The organism is Chitinophagaceae bacterium (genome assembly GCA_016710165.1).
Classification (GTDB): domain Bacteria; phylum Bacteroidota; class Bacteroidia; order Chitinophagales; family Chitinophagaceae; genus Ferruginibacter.
Genome location: JADJLJ010000005.1, coordinates 32927 through 50389, shown reverse-complemented (window position 1 = coordinate 50389; position 17463 = coordinate 32927). Strand labels below are relative to the sequence as shown.

Genomic DNA, 17463 nt, shown 5'->3' with positions numbered 1-17463 from the left:
GATCTACATTATTTGTTGAAGTATGTTGATGTACGTTTCAATACCTTCCTTAATTTCTTCCAGGTAAATGAATTCGTCTGCTGCATGACTTCTTGCGCTATCGCCAGGGCCGCACTTTAAAACGGGCGCATGGATCAAGGCTGCATCGGAAGTGGTTGGTGAACCATAGATCTGCTTTCCCAGCATAATGCCAGCCTTTACCAAGGGGTGATCAACAGCTATTTTGGATGAACGCAACCGCATGCTCCTTGGCTGCACTTCACATTTCACATGATGCTTTATTGTTTCCAGTATCTCTTCATGCGTATATTCATCTGTAACCCGGATATCTACCACAAAGCTACAGATGGCCGGCACCATGTTGTGTGCCTTGTTCTCCGTATTGATGGAGGTTACAGACATTTTCACCGGGCCCAGGCTTTCAGATAGTTTCGGGAATTGATATGTTCTGAACCATTCAATACCAGGCATGGCTTTGTAAATGGCATTCACTCCTTCTTCTCTTGCAGCATGTCCTGCTTTACCGTTTGCAACGCAATCCAATACCAGCAACCCTTTTTCAGCAATGGCTAAATTGGTTTGCGTGGGTTCACCCACAAGGGCGCCACCCAACTCCCTGAATGGGGAAACGGACTCCGCTAAAGCCAGCAACTTTTCTATCCCATTTGTGCCGCTTATTTCCTCTTCAGCAGTCGCTGCTATAACAAGGTTATATTTCAAATTCTCTTTATTGTAGAAAAAAAGAAACGCAGCAATAAGGCTTACCAGGCATCCCCCGGCATCATTGCTGCCGAGGCCATAGAGTTTCCCGTCTTCAATAACCGGGCTAAACGGATCCCTTGTATACTGCGGGTTTGGCCTTACCGTATCGTGGTGTGAGTTGAGTAAAATGGCCGGCTTCGTGGGATCAAAATGTTTATTTACACAGTACACATTATTCAGCAGCCGGTTAACCGGGATTTTCCTGTCGCTGAAAAACTGCCCGATGATCATCGCGGTCTTATCTTCCTCTTTTGAAAAAGAAGGCGTGGCTATTAATTGTTTCAATAACCCCACGGCATCATTATATAATATGTCAGTATCCATTACCGGAACAGGGTTCCTTTTACATTTTCCGTAACATTCAGCAACAGATCATTTGCATCACCTATCAGAACTTCTTTTACGCCACTGTCGATGGCAGCAAACGCATTGTCGATCTTTGGAAGAATGCCATCCGCCAGTTTTTTACCTGCAATCAATTGCTGGTATCTTTCCTTATTTATCAGCCCGATCACCGATGACCCATCATCCACATTCTCCAGCACACCTTTCTTTTCAAAACAATAGATCAGCCTTACATCATAATGTGCCGACAACGCAATGGCCAAGGCCGAAGCAATGGTATCTGCATTGGTATTCAATAACTGCCCCTTGCCGTCATGGGTCAGAGGTGCCACAACCGGAACCAGATGATTAGTAAGAAATACCTGCAAACTACTAACTGATAACTGATAACTGTTAACATCACCCACAAAACCGAAATCAATGCCCCCACCCCCGCCGGCTTGCGGGGAGTTAGCAAAAGGTCTTTTTGTTGCTGGTATGATATTGGCATCCGCCCCGGTCAGGCCCAGTGCATTGCAATTGAACAGTTGCAGCCCTGCCACGATCTTCTTGTTCAGCAAACCGCCATACACCATGGTTACCAGGTCGATGGTCGCGGCATCTGTTATCCGTCTTCCATTTACATAATTCGGCTCAATGCCCAGTTGTTTACCAATGGATGTTGCGATCTTTCCCCCGCCATGAACGAGTATCTTTTTGCCCTCCACAGCAGCAAAATCAATCAGGAATGACCGCAATGCCTCTGCATCATCAATAACATTCCCCCCGATCTTTATGACAAATAATTTTTCCATCACACCGGCTTTAATATTTCGCTTAATACGGCCTGTGCAGCCCATACCCGGTTGCCCGCCTGCCGGGTTACAAGGCTGTTGCTGCCATCCAGTATGTCATCACCCAGTTCCACATTCCTGCGCACCGGTAAACAATGCATCAGTTTTGCATTATTTGTGCGCTCCAGTTTTTCATTGGTCAACATCCAGGAAGCGTCAGTACAGATGACCTTTCCATAATCGTGGTAGCTGCTCCAGTTCTTTACATATACATAGTCGGCATTTATTAATGCTTCATCCTGGTCGGCCGTGATGCTTGCCCCACGGGTGAATGCCTCTTCCAGTTCATACCCGGCCGGATGCGTGATCACAAAGTCTGCCTCTCCCCATGCATTGATCCATTGCGCAAAGGAATTGGCCACACACTGCGGCAATGCTTTTACATGCGGCGCCCAGGTTAAGACCACTTTTGGCCTGTCCTTTCCTGCAAATGTTTCCTTGATGGTAATGATATCGGTAAGGCTTTGCAACGGATGCAGTGTGGCACTTTCCAGGCTAACAATAGGTACCCCGGCATATTTAATGAACTGGCTGATCACCGTTTCCGCATAATCCTCCTCCCGGTTCTTTAGAGCAGGGAATGTACGGATGCATAAAATATCGAAGTACTGGCCCAGGGTTGGTGCCGCATCTTTGATGTGCTCAACCGTAACGCCATTCATGATGGCTCCCTCTTCAAATTCCAACGCCCAGCCTTCCTTGTCCACGTTCAGCACAATGGCTTTCATTCCCAGGTTCATGGCAGCCACCTGTGTACTCAGCCTTGTCCTCAGTGACGGATTCAAAAATAACAAGCCGATCCGTTTGTCAACACCGAGGTTCCGGTCGGCAAACGGATCGGCTTTATACGCCAACGCCTTTTCCGCCAGGGCGTTCACATCTTCAACATCGTTTACTGAGATAAAGTTTTGCATTGCTGTTTTCTTCGTTGGTCAGACGAGGGCGTCAGACCATGATTTAAATTGTTTTTTCTTCGTTGGCCAGACCTGCCTGCCGGCAGGCAGGCGGGGCGTCAGACCAGGTTTAACTCGGTTTTAATGGCCTGTAAAAAAAAATCCGCTTCGGTCCTGGTAATATTCAAAGCAGGCAGCAAGCGTATCACATTTGGTTTTGCTTCCCCGGTAAAAATTTTGTGTTTGAACAGCAGGTTCTTCTTCACTCCATTTAACTCTTCGGGTAATTCTATTCCGATCATCAGTCCTCTCCCCCTTACTTCTTTTATTGCTGGCAGTTTTTTCAGCTCATTGACCAGGTATTCACCAACCGCTCTGGCATTGTCCATTAATTTCTCTTCTTCCATCACTTCCAATACAGCCAGTGCAGCCGCACAAGCCAGGTGATTGCCACCAAAGGTTGTACCCAGCATGAAGTGCTTTGGCTTGATTTTGGGCGAGATGGAAATGCCGGCAACCGGGAAGCCATTTCCCATTCCTTTTGCCATCGTATATATGTCGGCATTCACGCCGGCATGATCATGTGAATAAAATTTTCCGCTACGCCCATAGCCACACTGGACACTGTCGGCAATAAAAACTGCATTATATTGATCACACAGTGTTCTTATCTTTTGGAGAAATGGATCAGCGGCAACATTGATCCCGCCAACTCCCTGTATTCCCTCGATGATGACAGATGAAATATCGTTTTGCTTAAAGGCTTCTTCCAACGCTGCTTCATCGTTGAAAGGCAGGAAGATGATATTGTCTGTTTCATTCACCGGGGCCACGATATTCGGGTTATCTGTTGCCGCAACTGCCAGGGAAGTCCGGCCATGAAATGCTTTTTTAAAAGCGATCACTTTTTTTCTTCCATTATAGAACGAAGCCAGCTTTAAAGCATTCTCATTGGCTTCTGCCCCGGAATTGCATAAGAAGAGCTGGTAGTCTTCCTTACCGGAGACCTTCCCGAGTTTTTCAGCCAGTTCAACCTGTAAGGGTATTTTTATTGAGTTGGAATAGAACCCCACTTTGTGCAGCTGATCTTCTATCCGTTTTACATAATGCGGATGGGTATGCCCGATGGAAATGACTGCATGACCACCATAGAGGTCCAGGTATTTTTCACCCTTGTCATCCCACACATAAGAGCCCAATGCTTTTTCAATTGTGATGTCATTGAGTGGATATACGTCGAATAGTTTCATTTTATTTTTTTTACCGCTAAGGCGCAAAGACGCCGAGTTAACTGATCTTTTCTTTGCGTCTTTGCGCCTCCGCGGTTAATTTTAAAAATAATTTGCTTTTAGTTTCAAACCAGCCATCTCGTCCAGGCCAAACATTAAATTCATATTCTGCACCGCCTGCCCGCTTGCTCCTTTTAATAGATTATCAATGATAGAATGAATAACAAGCTTACTACCCACTTTTTCCAGTTGGATAAAGCATCTATTTGTATTCACTACCTGTTTTAAATAGATGGACCCGCCGCTCAGCGATACAAAAGGATGCGTCGCATAATATTCATTATACAATACATTCAGTTCTTCCATACTTAATTCACATTTTACCTGGGAACTGATGAAGATTCCTCTTGTAAAATCCCCCCGCCAGGGAATAAAGCTCAGGTCTGCATCACCGGAAGGGTTCAATTGCAGGAACGACTGTCCGATCTCGGCAAGATGCTGGTGCGTTAATGTTTTATATGCCTGGATATTATTTGCCCGCCAGCTGAAATGCGATGTGGCATTCAATGCCTGGCCGGCACCCGTGGAGCCTGTAATGCCCGTTGTATATATATCCTGCAACAAACCAGCCTTCGCCAATGGCAAAAGTCCCAACTGGATAGCCGTGGCAAAACAACCCGGGTTGGCAACGTTATCTGCTGCCTTTATTTTTTCTTTATTCAGCTCCGGCAGACCATAAATGAATTTCCGGTGCTTAACAGATTCGCCCAGCCTGAAATCCTGGCTCAGGTCAATGATCTTTATCTTATCCCCGATCGTATTTTTTTCCAGGAAGGTCTTTGCTTCGCCATGTCCCACACAGAGAAACAAAACATCTATATCATCATTCATCTCTGCCGCGAATCTCATATCCGTTTCTCCCAGCAGGTCCTGGTGCACACTGTGCAGGAAATTCCCGGCATTGCTCTTACTGCGTACAAAAATCATCTCGGCCGCAGGATGATTCAATAATATCCTTACCAGTTCGCCACCGGTATAACCGGCACCACCCACTATACCTGCTTTTATCTTATTTGCCATCTGCCATTTGTTTAACAGCGTGATAGATCATGGTTTGATTGCCGAATATCTTTGAGAAGCCTCTCACATCCTCTCCCGTCCAGCCATTGTTCATCTCGCCGTATTTACCGAACGTAGTGCTCATCAGGTCATAGTTCGATTCAATACCGGTAACCTGGAACCGGTATGGCGCCAGGTTAACAAACACTTTACCGGTCACATTTTGCTGGGAATTCTCAAAGAAGGCTTCCGCATCCCTCATCACCGGGTCAAGGATCTGCCCTTCGTGAAGCCAGTTGCCATAAAACAATGCCAGCTGGTCTTTCCAGTTCAGCTGCCACTTGGTAAGCACATGTTTTTCCAGGGCATGGTGCGCTTTTAAAATGATCATGGGCGCCGCGGCTTCAAAACCTACCCGGCCTTTGATGCCGATGATGGTATCGCCCACATGTATGTCCCGGCCTATTGCATAAGGCCCGGCGATCCTTTGAACTTCCTGTATCGCTTCGGATGGATGTGTAAATGCCTTACCGTTCACGCTGTATAATTCTCCTTTGGTAAATCCCAACTCAAGATCCTCATTCCCTTTTTTTGACAAGGGTGTTGGCCAGGCCTCTTCGGGCAACATCCCGTTGCTGCTTAAGGTTTCCTTACCGCCCACGCTGGTTCCCCACAGGCCCTTATTGATGGAGTAAATGGATCTTTCAAAGTTCATTTCCACTCCCTTGCTCTTTAAATAAGCGATCTCTTCTTCCCTGCTTAATTTCATATCCCGGATAGGTGTGCAGATCTCCACGCCGGGGATCATGATATTAAATATCATATCAAACCGTACCTGGTCGTTGCCGGCGCCGGTACTGCCGTGCGCTACAATGTCTGCCTGCAGGTGTTGCACGTGTTCTGCAATAAAAACTGCCTGTGTAAGCCGCTCGGCACTCACGCTCAGGGGATACGTATTATTCTTCAATACATTTCCAAAAACCAGGTACCTAATGATCTTGTCGTAATAACTTTTAACAGCATCAACGGTAGTATGTGTTTTAACTCCCAGCTTGTATGCATGTTCTTCTGTTTTCTTCAATTCATCACCTGTAAAACCACCGGTGTTCACAATGATGGAGTGCACTTCATATCCCTTTTCTTCGGTGAGGTATTTTACACAATACGTAGTATCCAACCCCCCGCTGAAACCCAATACTACTTTGCCTCCATCCCCGCCGGCTGGCGGGGAGTCTCCAGAAGTTTCTATTTTATTTGCGATCATCTATACTGATTTTAAAAATTAAAAAACTGGCCAAGCAATGACCGCTTCATGCCATCTCCCTGTTTCTTCTGCAGGAACCCGATCAGCCTGCTTTGCTTCAGGCGCATGAAACGTTCATACAATTTCGAATGCCTCTTGAACTCTTCTTTTGTCTCTTCCGGTTCAAAATGATCGGCCGGGTCAAACAGCATGGCGGTGCACATGCAGTTCTTCCGCTCTTTGCTCACCAGGATGTCGTAGTTCACGCAGCTTTTGCAGCCGGCCCAGAACTGTTCATCATTGGTGAGTTCGGAATACGTGACCGGTTCATAGCCGAGGTCGGAATTTATTTTCATCACCGCCAGCCCGGTCGTCAATCCAAAGATCTTTGCATCCGGGTATTTTTCCCGGCTCAACTCAAAGATCCTTTTCTTGATGGCTTTGGCCACGCCTGTTTTGCGGAATTCAGGAGAAACAATGAGGCCGCTGTTGGCAACAAACCTGTTGTGTTCCCAGGCCTCTATATAACAAAAACCCACCCATTCACCGGAGTTGGTCAGGGCAATGACTGCCTTACCCTCTTCCATCTTCTGTTCGATGTACGCCGGGCTGCGTTTGGCAATACCGGTGCCACGGGCTTTTGCAGATGATGCCATTTCATCGGTGATGACGGGGGCATATTTTTTATCGGCGGGTATGGCAACCCGGATGATAATGTTGCTGTTTTCCAATTCTTACAATTGAAAGCGTGATAATAAATGATGTTAAAGGAAATGGTTCGGGGATTTTTTCACTGACAGGGGCAGCTTTTAACTGCTCGTCCTATCAGCATCCACGTCGGCATCGGGAAATGAACCGGGGCATGCTGCCTGCAGTAGGCAGCAGTTCAGATGCAGGAATATGTGCTTGAACAGGGTTCACTTGCTGTTAATGGTTATTTGCAGTACAAAAGTATGTTTTTTTGAAAAAAAACGGCCAAAAATTATTTCAAGCCCGAAAAGGGACCGGCTGTTTCAACAGAATTAACAAATGGAGTAAGTTCATCTGCAATGGTACGGTCATTGCTCAGCCGGGGCACTTTATTCTGCCCGCCCAGTTTGCCGATGCTTTTCATATAATCAATGAAGCCGTTCTTCCTGATGGGTGAGATCTTCAACGGTCGTAAAATATTGCCGCCCACCAGGTCATCGTAGTATACATTTTTGTTGCGCAGGTTATCATCAATCTTTTTTGCAAATGCTTCCAGGCCGGAAGGCATGTTCTCAAATTCAATGAACCATTCATGACAGCTCTTGCCGGCATCGGTGGATATCTTCGGGGCAACAGTAAATTCGGTGACCCGGATATTCTCCTCTTCTGCAGCCTTTAGCAAAGCAGCTTCCACTTCTTCACCGATCACGTGCTCGCCAAAAGCCGAGATGAAATGTTTGGTACGTCCCGTAACCACCAGCCGGTATGGATCGGTGGAGACAAAGCGGACGGTATCGCCGATATTGTATCCCCACAAACCGGCATTGCTGCTAACGACCAGGGCGTAATTCTCTCCCACTTTAACGTCTTTCAATGTCAGCCGCGTTGGATCCTCCTTGAAAATTTCTGCAGCCGGAACAAACTCAAAAAATATTCCGCTGTTCGTATTCAGCAACAAACCCGGATTGTCTTGCGAACCTTGCCTGCCGGCAGTCAGGTCCTGGAAAGCAAAAAAACCTTCGCTTGCCGGGAACAATTCGATGCAGTCGATCTGCCGGCCGATGCTTTCAAACAACTTTGCCTTGTACGGTTCAAAATTCACTCCGCCCTGGACCATCACACTGAAATTAGGGAACAGTTCCCCTACTTTCTTTCCACTCTTCTCTACCAGCCTGTCAAAATACATCTGCATCCATGGGGGTATGCCGCTGATGAGTGTCATGTCCTGGCTGATCGTCTCTTCCACGATCTTATCGAGTTTTTCTTCCCATTCATCAATACAGTTTGTGGTAAAGGAAGGCAACTGGTTGGCACGTAAATATTTTGGCACATGGTGATTCACGATCCCGCTTAGCCTGCCGGTAGGTATTCCGCCTACCCTTTCCAGGACAGGAGAGCCGCTTAAGAAGATCAGTTTGCCGTCGGCAAATTTTGTATTGCCTGTTTCGGCCATGTAGCACAACAAAGCATTCCGGGCCGTATTGATATGATTGGGAATGGAATCTTTTGTTATGGGGATATATTTTACCCCGCTGGTGGTACCGCTCGTTTTTGAAAAATAGATCGGCTGCCCCTTCCACAACACATTGTGTGTGCCCTGTTTTATTTTTTCGATGTAAGGCCTGAATGCTTCGTAATCACGCAGCGGGACCTTCCTTACAAAATCTTCGTGTGATCGTATGTTTGCAAAATCATGGTCTTTCCCAAAGACCGTTTTTGTGCCGACTTTTATAAGCTGGTTGAAAATAGATTGCTGGTCGGCTACCGCCGTTTCCATTCCCTTCTTTATCTGTTTGTATATATAACCGGCAAATGGCTTTGCCAGGATGGATTTGATATTCATTACTCAACCGTTCAGCAACAAACTTACACTGTTTTTATTGTTAAGAAAAGTGAAGATTTATGAACGGGAACTTATTTACAATCGCATGACCATTCTTTACCCAGGTCGATCACCGTTACCACCACCAGGGCATCGCCTTTTGGAGCAAAAACGATCCGTACCCGCTGCCCGTCGTGCGTGGTGCCCTCCACCGGGTAGGTCATACCCCGCTTATCCCGCTGTATCTTTTTCTTATTCACGGTTCCATTCTTCAATATCCCCCGTATTTCACTTTCATCGATCTTCCTGCAATCCATCCTGCACCTGGCATGTTTGCTGAAGACCAGGTTGGTCGTATTCCTGTTGAAACCTTCGATCTCTTCCGGTTTTTCGCCGGCAGGCACTACTGCCGGAACGGTAACCCGGTTATCGGCCTGTCCGGTGGCTGGCTTTACAGGCACTGCCCCCCGCTGGTTTCTCTTGATGAAGAACAGCAATAAAGCAGCGGCAACCAGGAAGATATAAGGGAGGTATTTCTTAAGCATGATGCAAGTTACTTTAATTGATAGAAACGCTGATGACACGGATTTAAGCAGATATGATCCGTGAATATCAGTTTCATCAGCATCATCCGCGTTTCTATTTTGGTTTTCGTTAATTTTGCCCCGATGAACAAGACCGTGGCATTACATACATTGGGCTGCAAGCTTAATTTTTCCGAAACATCCACCATTGGCAGGTTGCTGGAGAACGACGGCTTTGAGAAAAGGAACTTTGATGAAGTGGCCGACGTGTATGTGATCAACACCTGTTCGGTGACTGAAAATGCCGATAAGGAATGCCGGATGCTGGTACGCCGCATACAACGTAAAGCGCCGGAGGCCATGGTGGTGATCACCGGCTGCTATGCCCAGCTGAAGCCAAACGAAATTGCTTCCATACCCGGCGTTGACCTGGTATTGGGCGCTGCAGAAAAATTCAACATCACGCAACACCTGAAAGAGATCACCAAGGGCGACAGCACGAAGATCTGCAGTTGTGAGATCGGTGACCTGAATGAATTCACTGCATCCCATTCCATGAACGACCGTACCCGGATATTTTTAAAAGTGCAGGATGGCTGCGACTACAATTGTTCCTTCTGCACCATTCCGCTGGCAAGGGGCAAAAGCCGGAGTGACAGCATCGACAACATTATTGCCAATGTGCGGAGTATCGCTGAACAGGGAGCAAAAGAAATTGTATTGACCGGAATTAACCTGGGGGATTTCCGCCCCCCCACCCCCCAAAAGGGGGATTTAGAGCAAGTCCCGGTTAAAGAAAATTTTTTTACACTTATACAACAGTTAGATAAAGTAGAGGGTATAGAACGTTTTCGTATTTCTTCCATTGAACCGAACCTGCTGAGCAACGAGATCATTGAGTTTGTAAGCAACAGTAAAAGGTTTATGCCCCATTTTCACATCCCTTTGCAAAGCGGCAGCAACAAGATACTGGGACTGATGCGAAGGAGGTATAAAAAAGAATTGTATGCCGAAAGGACCGGGCTTATAAAAACCGTAATGCCGCATTGCTGTATCGGGGCAGATGTGATCGTCGGCTTTCCGGGTGAAACAGATGCCGACTTTATGGAAACGGTTGATTTCCTGCAGCTATTGGATGTATCTTACCTGCATGTATTCACGTATTCGGAAAGAAGCAATACACTGGCAGCAGAAATGAGGCCTGTTGTTCCTGTAAACGTACGGCACGAACGGAATAAAATGCTGCGTAACCTGAGTTACCAGAAGATGCAGTACTTCACAAATCAGCACATTGGTGAAACAAGAAAAGTGCTTTTTGAGACAATTAACAAGAACGGTATGATGGAAGGCTATACCGATAACTATATTAAAATAACAATTCCGTACCAACCCGACCGGGAGAATAAAATAGCAGAATGGAAAATATAAACGATACCCAATTGAATAAATACCAGGTTACCATCCGTTTTGAAATGGATGATGCGTTCATGAGTTTTGTGCCCCCTCACCGGGTTTACATCAACAGCCTGATCGAAAAGAATGTGGTTGATTACTATACCGTAAGCATGGAAAGCCAGCGCAGCTGGATGGTATTCAATGCCCCCAATAAGGAAGAAGTGGAGCATTATCTCAGCAAATCGCCCCTGTATAAATACTGGACCGTGGAGATTGATGAATTATTTGTATACGACGGGCAGTCTTACCGGCTGCCGGCAGTACAATTGAACTGATTCCAGCTAAAAAATTTTGCCGGAAAAATTTAACCCTTATCTTTGCCATCCGAAAATCCTGAGCATATATTGTCGAAGGGAAAAAAGGGAGTTTAGCTCAGTTGGTTTAGAGCATCTGCCTTACAAGCAGAGGGTCGGCGGTTCGACCCCGTCAACTCCCACTAAAAGGTTCACGTACCGTGAACCTTTTTCATTTAAAATACCCCTTCATTTTTTATCTTTTTAGTGAAATTTCAGCTTATTTTTGTCTTTCATACATGATGTCATCCAATTCAAATACAAAATTCAGTGAGCAAACCGGCCAGCTTACTGCTGTAGATGACTTCTGCACCCTCATTGTATGGAACGACGAGGTGAATACCTTTGAATGGGTGATTGAGACACTTATAAAGATATGCGGCCACAGCCCCGAACAGGCCGAACAATGTGCCATCATCATCGACTCCAAAGGCAAATATGCCGTTAAGGAAGGAAGCTACGACCTGTTGAAACCCCAGTGCGATGCCATTACAGACCGGGGTATCAATGCTACGATAGAAGTGATCGCCAATTAATTTCAATCCATGTACCTGCTCAGCGCCGAACTGGTATTTCCTCCTGTAGAAATGGCGGATGAAGATGGCCTGCTTGCCATTGGCGGCGACCTGGGTACTGAACGGTTATTACTCGCCTACAGCAAAGGTATTTTTCCCTGGTACAATGAAAAGGAGCCCATCTGCTGGTGGAGCCCCGACCCACGGTTTGTTTTATTTCCCACCGAACTGAAAGTGAGCAAAAGCATGCGGGCGATCCTCGGCAATGGTAAATTCCGGTTCACCATCAACAAAGTATTTGACCGGGTGATACAAAACTGCAAAACCATTACCCGGAAAGGGCAGGCAGGTACCTGGATAACTCCGGCCGTACAAAAAGCCTTCACCCTTCTGCATGAGAAAGGATATGCCCACAGTGCAGAAACCTGGCTGGATGGAAAACTGGTGGGTGGCTTATATGGCATCCGGCTCGGCAATATTTTTTTTGGTGAAAGCATGTTCAGCATGGAGAAGAATGCCAGCAAATTCACATTCCTGAATTATGTGCAGCATTTACAAAAGGAGGGTGTTCAATTAATAGACTGCCAGGTATATACAGAACACCTTGAAAGCCTGGGTGCCCGGATGATCAGCCGGGAGTCATTTACCCGGATAATTGCTGAAAATGCAGGGCAATAAACCCTTATTTTTTGCACCGGATCCAAAACCATTGCATATGCTGTTTCAACTAACTGAAGAACAACTGATGATCAGGCAGGCGGCCAGGGATTTTGCCGTAAATGAATGCCTTCCCGGGGTAATAGAAAGGGATGAACACCAGAAATTTCCAAAAGAACAGATCGAAAAATTAGCCGACCTGGGCTTTATGGGCATGATGGTGAAACAGGAATATGGCGGCAGCGGTATGGATACCATAAGTTATGTGCTGGCCATGGAAGAGATCAGCAAGGTGGATGCCAGCGTGAGTGTTTGTATGAGTGTGAACAACAGCCTGGTTTGTTATGGCCTGCAGGAATATGGATCCGAAGAACAAAAAAATAAATACCTGGCCCCGCTGGCACAGGGAAAGAAGGACGGGGAATTATACATCGGCGCTTTTTTGCTGAGCGAACCCGAGGCAGGCAGCGATGCCACTTCGCAACAGACCACGGCGGAAGATAAGGGCGACCATTACCTGCTGAACGGTACCAAGAACTGGATCACCAACGGCAACAGCGCCAGTGTTTACCTGGTGATCGCACAAACGGACCCTGCCAAGGGAAGCCGTGGCATCAATGCCTTCATCGTGGAGAAGAACCTGCCCGGCGTGGTGGTGGGCGCCAAAGAGAATAAATTAGGTATCCGTGGAAGCGATACCCACAGCATATTATTCAACGACGTGAAAGTGCCCAAAGAGAACCGCATCGGGGAAGATGGCTTCGGTTTCAAATTCGCCATGAAGACATTGGCCGGCGGCAGGATCGGTATTGCCTCACAGGCATTGGGCATTGCCAGCGGCGCTTATGAATTGGCGCTTGCATACAGCAAACAGCGTAAGGCCTTTGGCACCGAGATCATGAACCACCAGATCATCCAGTTTAAACTGGCAGACATGGCAACAAGGATCGAAGCTGCCCGTTTACTTTGTTTAAAAGCAGCCTGGGAAAAAGACAATAAAATCGACTATACCTTAAGCAGCAGTATGGCAAAGGTTTTCGCCAGCGAAACAGCCATGTGGACAGCCACCGAAGCCGTACAGGTACACGGCGGCTATGGTTTTGTAAAAGAATACCATGTAGAACGGCTGATGCGGGATGCCAAGATCACCCAGATCTACGAAGGAACGAGCGAAGTGCAGCGGATCGTGATCAGCAGGAGTATTTTAAAGTAAATAAAACATTATTTTAAAAAAAGGCCACCTTATCATATCGGTGGCCTTTTTTAAAAATACCCATAAGCGGGTATGAAGGTAAACCGGCCTGCGAATTAACTTTATCAGCATGAAACAGCTGCATCTAAGCTTTGGCTGGCTTGCCATTCTGTTTTGCCTGGCCATTGAATGTCATTCTCAGGTGGAAAGTCGTGAGTTTTGGCAGCACAATAAACGGTACCTGGTATGTAAAGATGGTCCAGAAAATTATTTTGCCCTGGAAATGGCCACCTGTCATCAGCTTTCAAAGCCGGAGGCCAAGAGAATGTGGGACAGCGCCGGTATTGCCCCAGGCCCTTTAAATTCTATACCAATAGCCTATTTTTTGGATACTTTTAATGTACAAAAGAACACTTGGTGCGCCTGGAACAATTGTGCAATGGGCCCTGTTTCTTATTCACCAAGGGTAAAGGTTTTGCCTGTTAAGAATAAACAGCCAGGTACAGTGTATGCTGGTACCATCCCTGGCTTTGACAATTTGTTGAAAAGAGAACAGGAACTTGTGAAAAACTGGAAAAAGCAAGATAAGAAGCGATCCATTCAACGCTGGTATTATGATCCCGTTATCCGTCACGACACCACTAATCGCCGGGTCTTCCTGGTTGGCTATGCTGGCATTGCCTGGGTATCTGAAGATTCGCTTGCCAATGGAGCCCGGCAGGTACTGGGTGAAATACCCGGCCTTCGGCTTCGAGGTGTGGCATCGCCTCAATACCACCGCTATATCTTCCTGCTCTATGTTCAGCAAGACGTGAAAGATGTGTGGCATGATGAAAAGACAATTTGCCGCGTTTTCGACACACATACAATGCAACTGCTCAAACTCCCCGAGTCGGATTATATGACCGATCCCCGCTTTGTATTTTGTCCATCTGGTGACTATGTTTTTGCTGTGCATACACGGGTCGTCCTGCCCTGGCAAACCTTCTCGCCCTGTGTAATCAACCTCCGCGATTGGAGAGTGGAAACAAAATTGCAGTTGCGTGGGGTAATTGAGGACATGCGTTTTTATCTGCACCGCAATTTGCTCTATTTGAATTCAACCTGGCATATAGGTGAAAGTTCCGTGTGGGTACTGGATTTTTCGAAGGGCGAAAAGGAGATTTTCAGGTACAATCTAAAAAGATAGTTTTATACAGTAGTGTAACTATGACATGCTATAAATACATCAGGCCCGCAAAATTCTTAAAGCCTTTGCTGTTTACCATCAGCAGCATTATGCTGTTTCCGTTTCTGGTTAACTCCCAAAGTTTTATTGTAAAGCAACGCTATCATGAAGGGAGCTATTACCTGGCTGCAGAAGACTATCGACCGGCGAAGAATAATAAATATTTTGCAGTAGATATGGAAACAGCTACGCAGTTACCGGATACTGTCTTTGGGAGGCAACTGTTCAAATTTCAGATTGGTACCGATGGCCCAATGCAGGATTTTATTAATGACACTGCAAGAAGCAAACAGAAGTACAAACTGATGAAATGGCGTGATAAGCAACCCGGCAGCTTGTATTACCGGGATATAAAAGCGTTTGACGAAATACTGAATCGTGATGAAAGCCTGATGAAAAAAAAGAAAAAAGAAGATAAACAAAATAATATACGCAACCAGTATTACGCCCCATCAGAAGTTATTGCTTTTCATGAAAGATCGGAACGATATTACCTGTTCAGCACGTTTGGTATTTTTTCCATTCACCAGGATTCGTTGCAGATGCCGGCCAGAACGGATTTTGAATATACCGGGTTCCGCTTCAAGGGATTGGCTTCTGCCAGGCTTTTCAACCCCGATGTGTATATCATGGAATTTGAAATAGGTCCCGACAGGAAATTCTATAAGATATTTGATATGCAGGCCGGCGCATTTGTCAATGTCCCCGGGCTTGATAAAATGAGCGATGTAAAATGCAGGTTCTCCCGCTCATCTCCTTATGTTATCTTTTTTGGAAACAGTACCGATAAGAACGATTTTCACCTGAGAACGATGCTGTTCAATTACGAAACCCTCAAAGTGGAATCCGATATCCGTTTTAGTGTACCTGATGATCAGTATAAAAACACCCTTTACCTGCATAAAAACCTGCTGTATTGCAGGTATTCTTATTTTTCTATGGGATGGCAGGATGGGCTTGATGCATACGACCTGAAAAATAATGGTAAATCCGTTTACAGTTTTAAAGTAAAATAATCATGACAAAAATCAGTATCTATATAAGCCTGTATATTATCCTGCTACTGAATTTTCAGCAAATACTTACTGCACAAACCTGCCTCAAGGGCGATTGTAAAAACGGTTTTGGGGTACAGCGCATCGGAACCGGCAGCAGTTTTTCTTACCTGATCGGCCATTTCAACAAAAAAGGAAAATTAGAAGGAAAGTCTGTATCCATGTCATGGAATTACAGCAAATTAAACAACGAGGTTGATTTTCTTTTTGCCCTGTCACAGGATATTCCATCCATCGAAAAACTCTGGGATTTCAAGCCATCATTTATAAAATCGGGCAATTTCGTAAACGGCCAACTGGAAGGCCCCGGTATCATGCTGATGGAAAATGTTATCTACCCTTCCATTACATGGATCCCTGAAAAATGGTTTAAAAATACCAAACTAAGATATATCAGGTACGAGGGTAATTTTGTCAATTCGGTTAATCAGCAGGCGGGTGTGGTAACTTTCATGTATCCAAACGATACTTTGATCTGTGCATCCGACAACCTTTTCCAGAATAATGTATATCAATCTCATGAAATGGTGATTGACATCCGCCATAGTAACCCATTATACAATCAACTCATCCGGGCAAATTTTGTCAACAGAAAAATGCACGGCTGGGCGGTGAAAAGTGAAAGAAAATCCGGCATCAGCAAACCGTCCTTTTTCCGTCAGCTCTGGTGCTATGGCCAATTGATCTATGAGGACAATGGCGGTGCCTACCCCTATGATATGGACAATCCGCAAACCATTAAGGACGAAAATGGCCGTGTGATCACCGGCCCGCTGGTAAATGGCAAAGTCAATGGCTTTGGTACCATCCGCTATGTTGATATTAATAACCAGTACCAGGGGTACATTAAGGATAACCGGCCTGATGGATTTGGCATAATGGATACCATCGGTGCAAGAAAGTATGGGTTATTCAGTAACGGTTTTTTTGAAGAAGGCACCTGGATGAGTTATTGGAACAACAGGTTCATCATTACATACGGGAAAAAAGATAATTTCAGGGAAGGAAACCTGAAGGAAGCTACCTATGAAAACCTGGAAGATTACCTGGCAGGAAAACCACCTCGGTGGAGTTATGAAGGTTATATGATTCAGGCTACCGGCTGGCAGGGTAAAGTTATCAGTACTGATTTTAATAATGAAACAATAACCTGGTACGACAAAGGCAAAGTTGTTTCTTCCGCTTCATCTATCAATAACATCAGTGTTTGGCAGGTTTATGCAAAAGATGGCCTGGCCAGTGTGGTGGTTAGTTACGACCCCTATGCCCGGGAAGGCACGCTGGCTGATGGCAGAAAGATCAATGAGTCTAATAAGCAGCAATACAAACCCAGTAAATATTATGTGGGGCATTTTTTTGACCTATGCCCCTGTGGAGGCGATGCTAAAACGACCAAAACCGCAGAAGTTTCGGGATATACAAATAGCTGGACCCGAACGGAGCAGGTAAACAAAAGTGCGGTAGTAGGCTACTGGCAGGGCACACAGCAGGTAACTTCCACGTATTATACACCGGGTTACACCATGACAATAAAAGTGGCTTGCAGCAATCCGGATGCTGTATGGGCACCTTATGGTGTAGGTACCCGTCATTCTGTTTTAAGAACCAGATCGATGAAAGAGTAAAATCATGGCTTAGGGTTCTTCCATTTTTTCTTTGCGCCTTTGC

Annotated in this window: 17 protein-coding genes and 1 tRNA gene; 9 read left to right on the top strand and 9 right to left on the bottom strand. The window is 45.8% G+C overall.

The features are described 5' to 3' along the window. Positions 1-3: 3 nt before the first annotated feature. The 9 genes from IPJ02_16220 to IPJ02_16180 form a co-directional block, all read right to left on the bottom strand. Positions 4-1086, bottom strand: a complete 1083-nt coding sequence (locus IPJ02_16220) for a M20 family metallo-hydrolase (protein MBK7377029.1) — start codon at positions 1084-1086, stop codon at positions 4-6. Next, a complete protein-coding gene (gene argB / locus IPJ02_16215) occupies positions 1086-1901 on the bottom strand; it encodes an acetylglutamate kinase (protein ID MBK7377028.1) in 816 nt (271 codons plus the stop codon). The genes IPJ02_16220 and argB overlap by 1 nt, the downstream gene beginning before the upstream one ends. Then, complete coding sequence (locus IPJ02_16210) at positions 1901-2854, bottom strand: acetylornithine carbamoyltransferase (GenBank protein MBK7377027.1); 954 nt, start codon at positions 2852-2854, stop codon at positions 1901-1903. The genes argB and IPJ02_16210 overlap by 1 nt, the downstream gene beginning before the upstream one ends. Before the next feature lie 98 nt (positions 2855-2952). After that, positions 2953-4083, bottom strand: a complete 1131-nt coding sequence (locus IPJ02_16205; GenBank protein ID MBK7377026.1) for an aspartate aminotransferase family protein — start codon at positions 4081-4083, stop codon at positions 2953-2955. Between the two features lie 81 nt (positions 4084-4164). Beyond that, a complete protein-coding gene (locus IPJ02_16200; GenBank protein MBK7377025.1) occupies positions 4165-5142 on the bottom strand; it encodes an N-acetyl-gamma-glutamyl-phosphate reductase in 978 nt (325 codons plus the stop codon). Beyond that, positions 5132-6385, bottom strand: coding sequence for an argininosuccinate synthase (locus tag IPJ02_16195; protein MBK7377024.1), 1254 nt, complete (start codon positions 6383-6385; stop codon positions 5132-5134). The genes IPJ02_16200 and IPJ02_16195 overlap by 11 nt, the downstream gene beginning before the upstream one ends. Before the next feature lie 11 nt (positions 6386-6396). Further along, positions 6397-7095 (bottom strand): GNAT family N-acetyltransferase, encoded by a 699-nt coding sequence (locus IPJ02_16190; GenBank protein MBK7377023.1) that lies wholly within the window; start codon positions 7093-7095, stop codon positions 6397-6399. A gap of 251 nt (positions 7096-7346) precedes the next feature. Next, positions 7347-8897 carry a GH3 auxin-responsive promoter family protein gene (locus IPJ02_16185; protein MBK7377022.1) on the bottom strand — a complete coding sequence of 517 codons (1551 nt, stop codon included), beginning with the start codon at positions 8895-8897 and terminating at the stop codon, positions 7347-7349. Between the two features lie 71 nt (positions 8898-8968). Next, entirely contained in the window at positions 8969-9421 is a 453-nt protein-coding gene (locus IPJ02_16180; protein MBK7377021.1) for a DUF4258 domain-containing protein, read from the bottom strand. Between the two features lie 123 nt (positions 9422-9544). Here IPJ02_16180 and mtaB point away from each other — a divergent pair, with 123 nt between their 5' ends. The 9 genes from mtaB to IPJ02_16135 all read left to right on the top strand — a co-directional run bounded on the left by mtaB (position 9545) and on the right by IPJ02_16135 (position 17420). Next, the gene (mtaB, locus tag IPJ02_16175) at positions 9545-10828 is read left to right on the top strand and encodes a tRNA (N(6)-L-threonylcarbamoyladenosine(37)-C(2))-methylthiotransferase MtaB (protein MBK7377020.1); all 1284 of its coding nucleotides are present in this window, start codon (positions 9545-9547) and stop codon (positions 10826-10828) included. Then, the gene (locus tag IPJ02_16170) at positions 10816-11130 is read left to right on the top strand and encodes a hypothetical protein (GenBank protein ID MBK7377019.1); all 315 of its coding nucleotides are present in this window, start codon (positions 10816-10818) and stop codon (positions 11128-11130) included. The genes mtaB and IPJ02_16170 overlap by 13 nt, the downstream gene beginning before the upstream one ends. An 86-nt stretch (positions 11131-11216) precedes the next feature. Continuing rightward, a tRNA-Val gene (locus IPJ02_16165) sits at positions 11217-11291 on the top strand. A 99-nt stretch (positions 11292-11390) separates the two neighbouring features. Then, positions 11391-11684 (top strand): ATP-dependent Clp protease adaptor ClpS, encoded by a 294-nt coding sequence (locus IPJ02_16160; protein MBK7377018.1) that lies wholly within the window; start codon positions 11391-11393, stop codon positions 11682-11684. A 9-nt stretch (positions 11685-11693) separates the two neighbouring features. After that, the gene (locus IPJ02_16155) at positions 11694-12341 is read left to right on the top strand and encodes a leucyl/phenylalanyl-tRNA--protein transferase (GenBank protein ID MBK7377017.1); all 648 of its coding nucleotides are present in this window, start codon (positions 11694-11696) and stop codon (positions 12339-12341) included. A 37-nt stretch (positions 12342-12378) separates the two neighbouring features. Next, positions 12379-13533 (top strand): acyl-CoA dehydrogenase, encoded by a 1155-nt coding sequence (locus IPJ02_16150; protein MBK7377016.1) that lies wholly within the window; start codon positions 12379-12381, stop codon positions 13531-13533. Between the two features lie 109 nt (positions 13534-13642). Then, positions 13643-14701 carry a hypothetical protein gene (locus tag IPJ02_16145; protein ID MBK7377015.1) on the top strand — a complete coding sequence of 353 codons (1059 nt, stop codon included), beginning with the start codon at positions 13643-13645 and terminating at the stop codon, positions 14699-14701. 20 nt (positions 14702-14721) lie between these two features. After that, a complete protein-coding gene (locus IPJ02_16140; protein ID MBK7377014.1) occupies positions 14722-15756 on the top strand; it encodes a hypothetical protein in 1035 nt (344 codons plus the stop codon). A 2-nt stretch (positions 15757-15758) separates the two neighbouring features. After that, positions 15759-17420: a hypothetical protein gene (locus IPJ02_16135; protein ID MBK7377013.1), complete on the top strand. Its 1662-nt coding sequence runs from the start codon at positions 15759-15761 to the stop codon at positions 17418-17420. Positions 17421-17463 lie beyond the last annotated feature (43 nt).

Excerpts from the sequence above, each read along its gene's own strand:
- IPJ02_16185 (MBK7377022.1), bottom strand. The coding sequence starts at position 8,897 with ATGAATATCAAATCCATCCTGGCAAAGCCATTTGCCGGTTATATATAC.
- IPJ02_16180 (MBK7377021.1), bottom strand. The coding sequence starts at position 9,421 with ATGCTTAAGAAATACCTCCCTTATATCTTCCTGGTTGCCGCTGCTTTA.
- IPJ02_16150 (MBK7377016.1), top strand. The coding sequence starts at position 12,379 with ATGCTGTTTCAACTAACTGAAGAACAACTGATGATCAGGCAGGCGGCC.
- IPJ02_16155 (MBK7377017.1), top strand. The coding sequence starts at position 11,694 with ATGTACCTGCTCAGCGCCGAACTGGTATTTCCTCCTGTAGAAATGGCG.
- IPJ02_16135 (MBK7377013.1), top strand. The coding sequence starts at position 15,759 with ATGACAAAAATCAGTATCTATATAAGCCTGTATATTATCCTGCTACTG.
- IPJ02_16145 (MBK7377015.1), top strand. The coding sequence starts at position 13,643 with ATGAAACAGCTGCATCTAAGCTTTGGCTGGCTTGCCATTCTGTTTTGC.
- IPJ02_16170 (MBK7377019.1), top strand. The coding sequence starts at position 10,816 with ATGGAAAATATAAACGATACCCAATTGAATAAATACCAGGTTACCATC.
- IPJ02_16195 (MBK7377024.1), bottom strand. The coding sequence starts at position 6,385 with ATGATCGCAAATAAAATAGAAACTTCTGGAGACTCCCCGCCAGCCGGC.
- argB (MBK7377028.1), bottom strand. The coding sequence starts at position 1,901 with ATGGAAAAATTATTTGTCATAAAGATCGGGGGGAATGTTATTGATGAT.
- IPJ02_16200 (MBK7377025.1), bottom strand. The coding sequence starts at position 5,142 with ATGGCAAATAAGATAAAAGCAGGTATAGTGGGTGGTGCCGGTTATACC.
- IPJ02_16140 (MBK7377014.1), top strand. The coding sequence starts at position 14,722 with ATGACATGCTATAAATACATCAGGCCCGCAAAATTCTTAAAGCCTTTG.
- IPJ02_16220 (MBK7377029.1), bottom strand. The coding sequence starts at position 1,086 with ATGGATACTGACATATTATATAATGATGCCGTGGGGTTATTGAAACAA.
- IPJ02_16160 (MBK7377018.1), top strand. The coding sequence starts at position 11,391 with ATGTCATCCAATTCAAATACAAAATTCAGTGAGCAAACCGGCCAGCTT.
- mtaB (MBK7377020.1), top strand. The coding sequence starts at position 9,545 with ATGAACAAGACCGTGGCATTACATACATTGGGCTGCAAGCTTAATTTT.
- IPJ02_16205 (MBK7377026.1), bottom strand. The coding sequence starts at position 4,083 with ATGAAACTATTCGACGTATATCCACTCAATGACATCACAATTGAAAAA.
- IPJ02_16210 (MBK7377027.1), bottom strand. The coding sequence starts at position 2,854 with ATGCAAAACTTTATCTCAGTAAACGATGTTGAAGATGTGAACGCCCTG.